This is a genomic window from Streptomyces sp. NPDC058796, assembly GCF_042745235.1.
Taxonomy (GTDB): Bacteria; Actinomycetota; Actinomycetes; order Streptomycetales; family Streptomycetaceae; genus Streptomyces.
Genome location: NZ_JBHYOP010000022.1, coordinates 23,989 through 36,374, shown reverse-complemented (window position 1 = coordinate 36,374; position 12,386 = coordinate 23,989). Strand labels below are relative to the sequence as shown.

The following is a 12,386-nucleotide window of genomic DNA, read 5'->3' as shown; positions in this document are numbered from 1 at the left end:
ACGACCGGCTCCTCCACCGACTCGTGCTCGCTGATGGTCTCGCTCACTTCAGGCGTCTCCTTGATCATCGGATCCGCCGTCTATTGGACACTCCCCGATGAGGTCGGTGCGTCGTTGGATGTGGCGCAGGCCACTGCGGACAGCTTGGACAAGGTGGTCGCGATCGCGGAAGACGACGTTGGCGGTAGTGCTGCGCCGGAGCAACGACCAGATGCCCTCGACCGGATTGAGGTCGGGTGCATAGCTGGGCAGCTGGACGATGGTGAGCCAGTCATGCTCTGCCGCGTACTCACGTAATCGGCTGCAGCGATGAACATTCAGGTTGTCCCAGATCACCAGGATGGGACCGCCGAGCTGGAGGTGGGCCCGCACGAGAAGATCACGGTAGTCCTGCCAGATGAAGCCCCGGTGGGCCCCTTGGTGATGGCCCTGGACGCGAGGACGGTAGATCAGACGGCTGCGTTCGCCGGCCTTGAAGCACACCAGTGCGGCCATCGTGATGCGGCCGCGGGAAGCGCCGTTGAATCGAACCACGGGTGTGCTCCCCCTGGGTGCCCAGGTGCGTGCACGGTGTGACGTCATCGAGACAGCGGCTTCGTCCTCGAAGACCAGCCATGCCCCGAGCGCCGCCGCGGTGGCTTTGCCCGGGGCCAGATCTCCTTCACCCAGCCGGACACCGCCGCATCGTCCCGTTCGACCGCCCGCCGGGCAGGCTGCTGACACGACCAGCCGTGCCGCCGCAACAACTCCCACACTCCGCGGATCGACAACGACACTCCCAACTGGTCGGCAATCAGCAGCCGCACCCGCGAGAGCGTCCACCGCTCATCCCCCCAGCCCTGAGCCATCGCGCCTTCCAGCAACAGCGGCTCGAGCACGGCGAAGTCACTGTGGCCGAGCTTCGGCCGCTTGGCCGGGCCCGACGGGCGCAGGGCCTGTCGCCCTCCCTCGCGCCAGGAGCGGCGCCACCGTTCCACCGACCGGACGCTGACCCGCAGTTCTTTCGCGATCACCGTGTTCTTCTCACCCCGCACAAAGCCATCGGCGGCCAGCATGCGCACCCGCTCCCGCGCGGCCTGACCCTGCGGAGTGAGACCACCACCCTGCGCCTATCTCATGGCCACGGCATACCGCAAGGATCTAGCGATGTCAGCCCCGACAACTGAGCGGAAAGGTCAGTAACAAAGCCGCTGGACGTGGCGGTGGGTGACCAGCAGACGGCGAGGCCGAGGAACGCTTCGTGGATGTCGTCGCGCCGTTCCCAGCGGATGCGCAAGCGTCGGAGACCGTGCAGCCAGGCGATCGTTCGCTCGACGACGTAGTGGAAGATGCCCAGCCCGGTGCCGTGTGGCTCGCGCCGTTTCGCGATCACGGGGCGGATCCCTCGTTGCCAGAGCAGGCGGCGGTACTTGTCGTGGTCGTAGCCGCGGTCGGCCAGCAGAGCATCCGGACATCGGCGGGGTCTGCCGGCTTGGCCCGCGACGGCGGGAATCGTGTCGAGCAGTGGCTCGAGTTGGGTGACGTCGTTGCGGTTTCCGCCGGTCAGTGACACCGCGAGCGGGATGCCCTGGCCGTCGACGATGAGGTGGTGCTTGCTTCCCGGCCGTGCGCGGTCGACCGGGCTGGGCCCGCTTTTGGCCCCTGCGGGCGGCCCGCGCGTGCGAGGAGTCGATCACCGCCCGTTCCCAGTCCAGCTGGTTCTTCGACCGCAGCTCGTTGAGCAGGAGCTGCTGGAGCTGGTCCCAGACGCCAGCCTCGTTCCAGGCCGCAAGGCGCCGCCAGCAGGTCATGCCCGAGCTTTAGCCGAGTTCCTGGGGCAGGTACTCCCACTGGATGCCGGTGTGCAGGACGAACAGGATCCCGCACAGGGCCTGCCGGTCCGGCACCCGCGGTCTGCCCTCGGTCTTCTTCGGACCTGGCTTCGGCAGCAACGGCTCGATCAGCGACCACGGTTCGTCCGACACGATCCACGGCCGGGGCTGACGGTTTCCCATGCCCAGACCAAACGAGCAGAGAGGCCGACAGACTCATGATCAGCAGCTTTTGTTAGAGCCAGTAAGGGTCGTACCCGGCGGCTGTCTCTTCGTCGATGACGTCGCCGGGAATGTCGCGGCCGATCAGGCGGTGTGGTCGCGTTCGGAGGCCGGCGAAGGCGGGGCGGGCAGCGAGGGCCGATCGGCCGCCAGGTTGCGGATCAGGGCCGAGGACTTACCGGCCAGTGCACCGGCGACGTACCGGTCCACGACGGGCAGCCGGGCCAGGCGCAGGGCGGTGCGGCGGAGCCGCAGTTGGAACTGCGAGGCGGGCAGGAACCAGCGGGCGGCGTTGCGGCCGGTCAGCTGCTTCTCCTCGACCACGGGCCGCCACAGCTCCTCGAACTCCGCCAGCGCGTGCTCGACCAACCCCGCCCGCGCCAGCCGGTCGGCGAGCAGGTAGGCGCCCCCGATGCCGAGGGAGGCGCCCTGACCGGCCAGCAGGGAGACCGCGTAGCAGGCGTCGCCCGCCAGCGCCACCCGCCCCTTGCTCCACCGCGGCACCACGGTCTGGGCCACGTGGTCGTAGTAGACCTCCTCGGACGGCGGGCAGCGGTCCAGCGCCTGAGGCACCAGCCAGCCCAGGTCCCCGTACGCACGGCGCACCGCTACGCGGACGTCGTCCGGCAGGGTACGGTCGGTGGTGCGGTGCACGGCGAAGGCGGCGACCCGGCCGTCGCGCAGCGCGTAGAAGCCCATCTGCCGGCCTACCGTGTCGGTGAGGCAGGCGCGCCGCCCGATGACGGTGTGCAGCTCGGGCAGGTCGAAAACGAACGCGGCGGTGTGGAAGCCAAGATGGCGCAGGTAGTCCCACTCGGGGCCGAAGACCAGCCGCCGCACGGTGGAGTGGATGCCATCGGCGCCGACTAACAGGTCGCCGTCGAGTTGCGATCCGTCGGTGAGCGTGACGCGGACACCGCCTCTCCCTCGGTCCTCGACGGCCCGCGGCCCGGTGCCGTAGCGCACGTCGACCTGCGGCGGCAGCGCCTCGCGCAGGACCCGTTCCAGATCGGGCCGCATGATGCTGACGATGTCGCCGGAGGAGAACTGTGTGATGCTCACTCCCGCCCGGCGACGGCCCCGCTCGTCGACGAACGCGGCCTCCGGGACGAGGTACGCCGCCTCCTGGACGGCCGGGAGCAGGCCCATGGCCCGGACGGCGTCGTAGCCAACGCCGAAGAAGTCGATCATGTACCCCTGGGCGCGCGGTGCGGGCGATCGCTCCAGCAGCACGACCTCGCCGCCCAGCGCGGCGACCCGGTTGGCCAGGGTCAGGCCGGTGAGGCCGGCTCCGCAGATCACGAGCCTCATGTGTGCATCTCCTCAGTCGTGTTGCGGACGATCCGTGACCAGGCGTCGCAGCACGGCGCCGAGGGCATCGTCGCCGGAACTGCCGGGACTGCCCCCGTCGGCCGGTTGCAGCGCGCGGTGCAGCAGCAGGCCGTCGATGGTGGCGGCCAGGACGGCTGCGGTGGCCTCGGGTTCGGGCACCCGGTGGGCGCGCAGCAGCCCCGCGAGCCGCTGCCGAAACTCCGCCACCAGGGCTGCGAGCCGGGCGCCCAGTTCGGGGTCGCGGGTGGCTGCGAGGTAGGTCTCCACGGACAGCAGGGACAGCGAGTCCGTGCCGGTGTACTGCCGGACCGAGGCCAGCAGCAGGTCGCTGAGCTCGCCGGGGGCGCGCGCCTGCTCCAGCACCTCGCCGGCGACGGCGAGCAGGTCGCGCAGCGTGCCGATCGCCGCCTCGCCCAGCAGTGCGGCCAGGGACGGGAAGTGGTAGTGCACTACGCTCGGCGCGACCCCGGCGCGGTCGGCCAAGACCCGGGTGCTGACGGCCGTCCAGCCGCGTTCCGGGATCAGTTCCGCCGCCGTCGCCAGCAGCCGCTGCCGCACCTCGCGGCCACGTGCCGCTGCGGGTGAGGACACCGCACGCCTCCCGTCCGCCCGCGTGGGCATACGTCCGCAGCATCTGCCCCGGACGGTCGTACTGGGCGATTGCCCTGATAGTAGGGCGCACGTCGGCCGGCCGGCAAGGCACTGCGGGAAACGGGGAGTTGGCAGAGGTGCCGCCTGCCCCGTTCATGCGCAGTGCACCTCCGCCCGACGCGGCAACCGCATGCTCACCTTCCACCCCGAGCGCCTGCACACCACCCCGGCCGCGGCCCGCACCCAGCAGACAACGCAGACGTGGAAGGAGAAGTACGCCCTGCGCTCCGGCATGGAGTGGACGAACAACCAGGCCCTCGATGTGGCCGGCATCCGCCATGCCCGCTATCGCGGGCAAAAGGTGCGGCTTGCAGCACGTGTTCTCTGCGACCGTGATCAACGTGATCAGGCTCGATGCCCACTGGACCGAACACGACCAAGGCCGATCCCGAACCAGTCGTCTCACTCGCCTCAGCTACCGGTTGACGACCCGACCCCCAGCCCGGAATTGCGCAGCAGAGTCACCGCGAGGACGCTCTAGATTTTGGGCCCGGGGTTTCTGGGTTGCCCTCCCACTGGTGGTCGCTCCAGTCGATGCCGTCGTCGTGCTCCTTGCTCGAGGCGAGGCCGAGGAACCCGAGGAGGGGAGCTGCGATGAGGATGGCTCCGCGCAGGCTGCCGATCGCGACGTAGCCGCGGCGGCGGTGATGACCCAGAACAGGATGTCGCAGACGATCCTCGCCCACAGCGGGAACGGGGCACGCCACGCGTGGTGGCGGCGGTACAGGCGCACGAGCTTGCCGACGGCACGCTTGAAACGGCCAGCCTTTTCCCTGACCTGCCTTTCCGGCGTGGCCGTAGCCGTGAGCACGTCCCTTTGCCTCGCCCATGGAAACTCTTTCGTCTCTTCGAGTGCCCGTGACCACAGCAGCCCTCTCCTCTGGGTGGGCAGCCGTCGCTCCCGACCCGGTGCGCGCGAGCGAGAGTGTGAAGGTGTGCGGGCAGTTGGTTCGCTCGTCGGCGGGGCCGGTCGGTGGTGATCGAGCGGATCGAGAGCGGCTTCCTGGAACTCACCGAGTGGGCACTCGGACCGAGCGGGCACTCGGGTGGGAAGGGTCCCCCCCCATGAGATGGTCTTGGCGGTTGCCCTGGGGCAGTTGCTCAAGAGCCTGCCGCGGCGGCAAGCCCGTTGGCGTGGGGCGCAGCCGGAGCCGCCGCAAGAAGGAGATCGAGCCGGCCACCCGCCGGAGCCGACGACCAGCATGCTGTGGGCCTCGCCGGACGGCCCTGGCCGCGTCGGGGAGGACCTCGGGTTGGCCCTCGCCGCGGTGGCGACTGCCACTACCCAGGCGCGCCGGCGCCTGGGCATCACCGTGGACGACCCGCCGCCCCGGGCGAGACGGCGCGGCGTCGGCGCCCGTAGCGCGCGGCCCGGAGCGCAGGCCGCCCAGGCGTCGCCGGGCTCGGGCCGGGCTTCCGGGGGCGTTCGCACGGACCGCTGAATGTGCTCGTCAGGCACGCGTGTTGATGTGCCGCACGCCAGTGCCCCGCTTCTTCATGGCCGGCGCCATGCACTGGCTGGACCTACCGGCTGAGCACCCTACTCATGCCAGGCGAAGTAGCAGGCCCTTTCCGCGTGGCTCCTGTGCACCCCGATCTGCTTGAGTCGCGACTCGCAGACCCATGCTTGGAAGGCGCCGCCATCGGCGGCCACCTTGCAGGCCTTGGTTACCTTTGGGCCGACGAGGTAGCCCTGCCTCTTGAGATAGTCCTTGCAGTGCACCGTAGCCGCAGACGCAGGTGTTGCAGTGATCAGTGGTACGGACAGCGCGGATACGGCGAGTCCGGTGGCCACCATGATGCTTTGGATCTTGCGGCGCATCATTCGTTCTCCCCCTTGCGTCAGCGGTCCTGGTTATGTGCCGTGATCGTCTGGTTCCGCTCCGGCGGCGCGGTCGTCTGAGCCAGTGCGGAGCTGGCCGTGGCCGCGAGGATTCCAGCGGCTGTGGCGCTGACGGCCAACGCCCTCTTCGTGCGTGTCACTTCGACTCCTCAGCATTGAGATGGATTTGATAGCGAATGGTGCGGTTCGTCACGCTCCCTCTCGTGCCATCCGCGGCTTTGGCCCTCGATCGAGAGGTGCCGCGTGTGATGCTGGCCGCTGGCTCTTTCAGGAACTGGCCAGGGTCGTACTGCTTCGCGGTCCCTGCCGGCTCGGCCGGCAGGGACCTCAGCAGACTGCCGGGCTGCCGCGGGAAAGTCGTTAGCAGGGAGTGCGCGGTGCTTAGCGATGCGTCTCAGCCTGGATGCCGAGTGCTCGGTGTCGGTAGTCCCTGGGTGGCATGCCGTAGTGAGTGCGGAAGGCGCGGGTGAAGTCGGCAGCACGGGTGAAGCCCCAGCGGGTGGCGATCTGGTGGATGGTGTCGTGGCACAGTGCGGGGTCGGCGAGGTCGCGGCGGGCGCGTTCCAGGCGTTGGTGGCGGATCCAGACGGCGACGGTGGTGGTGCCCTCTTCCCGGAAGAGGCGGTGCAGGTGGCTGAGGGAGATGTGGTGCGCGGCGGCAATCTCGCGGGGCGTGAGCCGGGGGTCGGCCAGGTGCTGCTGGATGAAGGAGCGGATGCGCAGGGTCAGCGTCCGCTGGCGAGTTTCCGGGGTGAGGGCGTTGTCGGCGTTCAGTTCGTGGGCGAGCAGTGCGGACAGCACGTCGAGCGCGATGGTCCCTAGCCGGGGGCTGTCGGAGGGCTGAAAGGAGCCGCTGTCGGTCGTGATGCGGGTGAGGAACTGCGCCAGCAGGGCACCGAATCCTTCCCGTGCCGATATTGGGTGCGCGAGCAGCTTGTTGACGCCGTTCCCGGCCAACGGCAGCAGCTCCTTGGGCACTGCGACGCCCACCGCCTTCACCGGACTCCGGTCGTCAATTGCATGGGAGTTGTACGGCCGCGAGAAGTCGACGATGGTCAGGTCACCGGGGCCGTGTGTGGCCTGCTGCCCGGCCTGGCTCACGCCCACGACCCCGCGCTCGACGAAAAGCACGTGGAGCACCTCCGGATCGGATTGCCGGATCAGCTTGGGAGTCCGGTGAAAGTGCACCGACTCGAAGGTTGTCGGCCGCACGTCCACAGCGCCGAGCTCCAGCACATGGATGGATGCCTGGAAGTCGTCAGCGTGGTCACTGCTGATGTCCATCGGTACGACTGTTTGGATCATAAGCTCACGCCAGTAGTCGAAGCGGTCCGCGGCAGGTACGTCCTCGCTTCGGAACACCGTCTTGTACACCATGGCCCCTCGCTGCCATCCCGTTTACTCCCTGTCCCACCTCGCCTTCCCGGTCTTGAAGTGAGCACGGCAGCAACAATGCGCCACGGATGCAGGCACGTCCCGGTTTGACCTGATCGGCCAGCCCCTTGACGCTGCACGGCAGGCGGGCGGATCGTGGCCGTTCGCGTCATGCTCGACCCCGAAAGGGGACTTGCAGGTCACAGTCCTCCGCCTGGCGTTACGTCGTGCGCCCCGATGGCTCCAGCTTCCGCACCTCCAATCCTGACGGCGGGGTCTGTCAAACGAGCGGTGTAGCCAGAGTGGTTGGGGTTACTGGCGGGCCGCCGTCAGGCGGCCGTCGAAGGTGATGTCGAAGGCGTTCAGTGCGGTCTTCCAGCGCATGGTCCAGCGGGCCTGTCCCTTGCCGGTGGGGTCGAGAGACATGATCGCCATGTAGACGCATTTCAGGGCGGCTTGCTCGTTGGGGAAGTGGCCGCGGGCCTTGACCGCCCGGCGGATACGGGCGTTGACCGACTCGATCGCGTTGGTGGTGCAGACGATGCGGCGGATCTCGGTGTCGAACCGCAGGAACGGGTGAACTCCTCCCACGCGTTCTCCCACAGCTTCACAATCGCCGGATACTTCCTGCCCCAGGGGCTACTCGGCACGATTCGGAAACGAGTACCGCTATCTGTGCGCGCGCTGCCGTTCCGCTGAACGCCAGCACATCGCGCAGCAGGCTGGCACGCTGCTGGACATGCAAGAGCGTCGCCAGCCGGCACCGAAACCCGCGTCCACCATCCTTGTGCCGCCCGCAGCAGGAGGCACGATCGTGCCCTCTCCGGCCGACCGTGACTGGGAGAGTTTCGTGGACCGGCTCGAGGAACTGCTGGGAGCACTGGACTGGGCAGGATTCGACCTGCCAGAAGCGTGGCACACCGACTTCGACGCACAGGAAGGCGCAGCACTTGCTTCAGGGAGCAGAACGCGCAGGCATCGACGGTGCTGGGCGACGGTTCGCTCGGCGGCCTCGCTGAGGTTGTGCCACAGGTGCCACCGGTCCGCGACCTGGACGGCTTGAGGTGCCCCGGCGGCGGCGCCTTCGGCGAAGAACGGCGCGCGGTCGCGGCAGACGACTTCGATACCCGGCCGCTGGGCCAGCCACGCGGCCAGCGTCGATGCTTCTCGGTCGGGCAGCAGGTCGACCGGGCGCCGCGTCTCGATGTTGACGAGGACCGTGCCGTAGTGGCGGCCCTTGCGGGTCGCGTACTCGTCGACGCCGACCACTCGCGGGGCCGGAGGCTCCGGCTCGGGAAGCGCGTTGACCAGCCGCAGGACCGTGCTGCGGCTGGCAGGCGCCCCGAACACGCGGGCCATCCGAGCGCCGGCCCGCCCCGCCAGCGCAAGGCCGACCGCGGCCAGAGTGGAACGCAGCCGTTCGGTCCGCTGGCCGTGACGGCGGGTCAGGCCCGGTATCTGTTCGACAAAAGTCCGCCGCCCGCACCCGGGGTTCCGGCAGGTGAACCGGCGGACCCGCAGGCGCAGGACAACACTTCGTCCGGCGCTAGGCACGTCGGCGGGAAACCGCAGGTAGGAGCCGTGAACCCGGCTGGACCACGTCCCGCACGCCGGGCACGAGGCGCCCGTCGCGGTGCACTGTGCGCCAACGCGCACTATCGCGATGTTCGCGTCGACTGACAGCACCGCAACATCCGCGATCGACGGGAACAACAGCTCCTTCAGATGGAGCACGCCCTCTTCCACAGCCCTGAACTGACGGCCCGACCACCCTGTCCACAGCCGACTTTCGGGCAAGTTGCCGAGTCACCCATGCACGTTCAGTTGTTACTCAGCGTGGCCGCAACACAGAAGCTGAGCCAGAACCAAAACTCGTGAACATTCATCGTCCCAGAGATCGCTAACCGCCGCTCAAACTGGTCGACAAACGCTGTCACTGAAGGTGAACGAAGCCACTGCGGACGGGCTACGTCATCAACTCGATGTGCGGGTGCTCGGGATCTGCGGGGCAGACGAACAGGTGCTGCCGGTAGCCGCTGCCTATCTGGACCCCGGTCGCGTTGTAGCCGCGGTGGCCGGGGTACGGCCCAGCACCTGGGTGGGGGTGTGGAGACCAGCTGTTCCCACCATCGTCCCCCTCCTCGAACGTGGCGATGGTCATCAGGACCTCCATGCCGGTGCCGCACTCGGAGCAGTGCCGTGGACTGGGGTCGGCGGCGTCCCAAGCGGGCCAGCCGCCGACCTTCCAGCCGGGGGCGTTGGACAGCACACAGTCGTAGTACGTCTCCGTGTTCATGTCCTCTTGCGCTGCCTGCGGCACACTCCACTGCCTGAGCTGCTCCCGCAGTTCTTCGCTCAGCTCCAGATGGTCGGGGTACTCGGTGATCTGCTCCGGTTCGAGCACGCACGGTTCCGGTAGATAGCCGTCGAACTGCACTGCGGGCGGCTCGGGGGGGCGTGTCGAGGATGTCGGTGACGGCGGCTGCCGAGCGCCAGAAGAGCAGGGTCCTGGGCATGATCGGATGATCGAAGGGGCACCACAGAACCTGCAGCAGGTCCTTGCCCTCCGGCGGGCTCAGATCGGGCACATCCCGTACGTGCAGCTGCGCGACGGGCAGCATCGCTATGGGGCCGTCGTACGACTGGACCGCCGGCCTCACCGGGTACGTCCGAGGGGGACGGATCCGTTCGAGAGTCTCGCGTTCCTCCGGAGTCAGGTCCCGGCCGTGCGAGGCGGCGAAGATTCTTCGTTCCAGCCGCAGATCCGCCGGGGACTGGGCTGGGTTGATGCCGTCCACCACATGCGGTTCCTCGCACTGCGGCCACGGCTCCTCGGCGGGCCACAGCAGCGGCCCGCCGATCGAGCTGTCGTGCCATGTCGGCGCTCCAGGGCGGGGGTGCAGGCGGGTCGCCGTACGGGCCAACGGAGCCAGTTGGGGAAAGACCACGGCAACGTCGATCGGCCGTGGCGGAGTGACAGGAGTGACATTCATGGCCGCAATCTTGCCAATCGCCTCTGACAACGGCCCTCGTGGCCGCCCCACGAAGCACTCCGGCACGGGCGCCACCCGGGAGAGCGCTACCGCTGGTCCGTTGCCGGCGGATGTGGCCCGCGAGCAGGTCCACGATCGTCGCCATGTACCACCTGGACAGGGACGACCTTGACGCGCCATCGGCAGGCCGTGGCCGAACCCCTTGAAGTTGAGATCATGAAGAAGTGGCGAGTGCGATCACGGCGTCGGAGCCGTCCTGGATAGCCCCGTTCGCGGGGCCGAGCCCGCGCAGTTTCGGCAAGCTGCTGACCGCGCTGCGGCGCGATGAAGCAGATGTGATTCACCGGGGCCGACCGTGCAATCTGCCGCTGGCGGACAGGGTTCTGCTGGTCACAGCATATTGGCGTACCAATCTGACGTTGCGGCAGCTCGCCCCGCTGTCCGGCATCTCGAAGTCCACGGCCGGCCGGGTCATCAACCACCTCGGACCCCTGCTGGCGCCCCGGCCCCGCGAGCGGTTCGCCAAGGACACCGTGCTCATCGTGGACGGCACCCTGGTCCCCACCCGCGACCACACCATCGCCGAACGGTCGAAGAACTACCGGTACTCCACCGACCACCAGGTCGCCATCGACGCCGACACCCGGCTGGTCGTCGTGGTCGGCCGCCCGCTCGCCGGGGACCGCAACGACTGCAAGGCATGGGAGGAATCCGGCGCCAAGGCCGCCGTCGGCAAGACACTCACGATCGCCGACGGCGGCTACCCAGGAACCGGACTCGTTGTCCCGCACCGTCGCAGACGCGGCCAGGCGAAACTTCCGGACTGGAAGGAGGAACACAACAAGGCCCACAAGCAGGTCCGCGCCCGCGTCGAGCACGTCTTCGCCCACATGAAGACATGGAAGATCCTCCGCGACTGCCGACTCAAAGGCGACGGCGTTCACCACGCCATGCTCGGCATCGCCCGGATGCACAACCTCTCCCTCGTCGAATAGCTCGCACGTGGCACGGCGGGCCGCTACACCCCTCCGCGATTCCAAGATCTATAACGGGACACCCCTTACGAGCTCGTGCACGGTAAGCGGTGAGACGTCGGGCCTCTGATCGTCGATCATGGCCATGTGGTGGGGAACGCATCTCGTGCAGCGATCATCAGCGACCGGAGGATCACGGGCCTGTCGGCCGACGTGATCGCTGAACTGGTCGCCGAGCTTGGCCCGTTGTGGCACGAACGGCACAAGGCCGAGCTTGCGTCCCGTCCGCGGAAGCGCGCTGTGGGCGCCGGAGCGAAGCACCGGTTGGTGTTCGTCGACCGGCTTCTGGCCACGCTCGTGCACCTCCGGCATGCCACCACGCACGACGTGCTCGCCTGCTGGTTCGGTGTCGACCGCTCCACCATCACTCGTGCCATCGGTGAGGTTCGACCCTTGCTCGCCGAGCGAGGGTGCACCGTCAGCCAGGGTGTGCGGCTGCGGACCCTGGCCGAGGTCATCGACCACCTCGGAACCAGTGAGAAGACCGGCATCATCGACGGCACCGAGATTCGGGTCCGCCGCCCGGCCGCCGGACACAAGGACCGCGACAAGTTCATCTCCGGCAAGAACAAGCAGAACGCGGTCAAGACCATGGTCGTCACGGACGGGGACGGCCGCATGCTCTTCTGCAGCCCGACGAAGCCCGGCAGCTGCGCAGACATTACCCACGCCCGCCAGTCAGGGCTGGTCAGGCTCCTAGCCGACGGACCCGCGGTGGAGATCCTCGCCGACGCTGGCTACCAGGGCCTGGGCGCCCAGACCGGCGGCCGGGTGATCACACCACCACACCGTAAGTTCAAGAAGAACGCCCCCGACTGGTACGAGGAGATGTACGAGCGCCAGCGCAAGGCGCACTCATCACGGCGTATCCGTGTCGAGCACGGCATCGCCCATCTCAAGAACTGGCGGGCCCTGGCCCGCCACCTCGGCCGCCGCGAGCACATGAGCGACACCGTCCAAGCCATCGCCGGCCTGCTGTCCCACCAGCAGACAGCGGACCTGAACCTGACACGACAGATGTGACCACGGCCCACACCGGAGTCCGTGACGTCTCACCGCTTACCGTGCACGAGCTCGCCGCAAATGATCTTGACCTGAGGGTGGTTGGTCAGGACTGGATCCTGGG

Annotated in this window: 11 protein-coding genes and 2 pseudogenes; 3 read left to right on the top strand and 10 right to left on the bottom strand. The window is 68.3% G+C overall.

All coding sequences use genetic code 11. The features are described 5' to 3' along the window. Positions 1-48: 48 nt before the first annotated feature. The 5 genes and pseudogenes from ACFW47_RS33990 to ACFW47_RS33970 all read right to left on the bottom strand — a co-directional run bounded on the left by ACFW47_RS33990 (position 49) and on the right by ACFW47_RS33970 (position 3,956). Positions 49-582: a transposase gene (locus tag ACFW47_RS33990; RefSeq protein ID WP_386289037.1), complete on the bottom strand. Its 534-nt coding sequence runs from the start codon at positions 580-582 to the stop codon at positions 49-51. Next, positions 579-1,061 carry a winged helix-turn-helix domain-containing protein gene (locus tag ACFW47_RS33985; RefSeq protein ID WP_386289038.1) on the bottom strand — a complete coding sequence of 161 codons (483 nt, stop codon included), beginning with the start codon at positions 1,059-1,061 and terminating at the stop codon, positions 579-581. Before ACFW47_RS33985 ends, ACFW47_RS33990 begins: the two co-directional genes overlap by 4 nt. A 146-nt stretch (positions 1,062-1,207) precedes the next feature. Then, positions 1,208-1,994, bottom strand: a pseudogene (locus tag ACFW47_RS33980) (IS5 family transposase); the annotation flags it as partial. A 123-nt stretch (positions 1,995-2,117) separates the two neighbouring features. Further along, positions 2,118-3,344 carry an FAD-dependent monooxygenase gene (locus ACFW47_RS33975; protein ID WP_386308146.1) on the bottom strand — a complete coding sequence of 409 codons (1,227 nt, stop codon included), beginning with the start codon at positions 3,342-3,344 and terminating at the stop codon, positions 2,118-2,120. A 12-nt stretch (positions 3,345-3,356) separates the two neighbouring features. Continuing rightward, complete coding sequence (locus ACFW47_RS33970) at positions 3,357-3,956, bottom strand: TetR/AcrR family transcriptional regulator (RefSeq protein ID WP_386289042.1); 600 nt, start codon at positions 3,954-3,956, stop codon at positions 3,357-3,359. Here ACFW47_RS33970 and ACFW47_RS33965 point away from each other — a divergent pair. Continuing rightward, positions 3,856-4,497, top strand: coding sequence for a transposase (locus ACFW47_RS33965; RefSeq protein WP_386308145.1), 642 nt, complete (start codon positions 3,856-3,858; stop codon positions 4,495-4,497). The two genes, ACFW47_RS33970 and ACFW47_RS33965, sit on opposite strands and share 101 nt — an antisense overlap. A 1,059-nt stretch (positions 4,498-5,556) precedes the next feature. Here ACFW47_RS33965 and ACFW47_RS33960 read toward each other — a convergent pair. The 5 genes and pseudogenes from ACFW47_RS33960 to ACFW47_RS33940 all read right to left on the bottom strand — a co-directional run bounded on the left by ACFW47_RS33960 (position 5,557) and on the right by ACFW47_RS33940 (position 9,637). Beyond that, entirely contained in the window at positions 5,557-5,841 is a 285-nt protein-coding gene (locus ACFW47_RS33960; protein WP_386308144.1) for a hypothetical protein, read from the bottom strand. 399 nt (positions 5,842-6,240) lie between these two features. Continuing rightward, on the bottom strand, positions 6,241-7,236 hold the full coding sequence (locus ACFW47_RS33955) for a helix-turn-helix domain-containing protein (RefSeq protein ID WP_386289046.1): 996 nt from the start codon (positions 7,234-7,236) through the stop codon (positions 6,241-6,243). Between the two features lie 309 nt (positions 7,237-7,545). Next, positions 7,546-7,868, bottom strand: a pseudogene (locus ACFW47_RS33950) (transposase); the annotation flags it as partial. 34 nt (positions 7,869-7,902) lie between these two features. Continuing rightward, positions 7,903-8,967, bottom strand: a complete 1,065-nt coding sequence (locus tag ACFW47_RS33945; RefSeq protein WP_386308143.1) for an ISL3 family transposase — start codon at positions 8,965-8,967, stop codon at positions 7,903-7,905. Between the two features lie 232 nt (positions 8,968-9,199). Next, the gene (locus ACFW47_RS33940; protein ID WP_386308142.1) at positions 9,200-9,637 is read right to left on the bottom strand and encodes a hypothetical protein; all 438 of its coding nucleotides are present in this window, start codon (positions 9,635-9,637) and stop codon (positions 9,200-9,202) included. Between the two features lie 813 nt (positions 9,638-10,450). Between ACFW47_RS33940 and ACFW47_RS33935 the strand changes: the two genes are divergently transcribed. Both ACFW47_RS33935 and ACFW47_RS33930 read left to right on the top strand, forming a co-directional pair. Further along, a complete protein-coding gene (locus ACFW47_RS33935; RefSeq protein WP_386308141.1) occupies positions 10,451-11,221 on the top strand; it encodes a transposase in 771 nt (256 codons plus the stop codon). A 126-nt stretch (positions 11,222-11,347) separates the two neighbouring features. Continuing rightward, complete coding sequence (locus ACFW47_RS33930; protein WP_386308140.1) at positions 11,348-12,283, top strand: transposase family protein; 936 nt, start codon at positions 11,348-11,350, stop codon at positions 12,281-12,283. Positions 12,284-12,386: the final 103 nt, after the last annotated feature.

Coding starts and splice junctions, on each gene's coding strand:
- ACFW47_RS33990 (WP_386289037.1), bottom strand. CDS start 582: ATGACGTCACACCGTGCACGCACCTGGGCACCCAGGGGGAGCACACCC.
- ACFW47_RS33975 (WP_386308146.1), bottom strand. CDS start 3,344: ATGAGGCTCGTGATCTGCGGAGCCGGCCTCACCGGCCTGACCCTGGCC.
- ACFW47_RS33960 (WP_386308144.1), bottom strand. CDS start 5,841: ATGATGCGCCGCAAGATCCAAAGCATCATGGTGGCCACCGGACTCGCC.
- ACFW47_RS33955 (WP_386289046.1), bottom strand. CDS start 7,236: ATGGTGTACAAGACGGTGTTCCGAAGCGAGGACGTACCTGCCGCGGAC.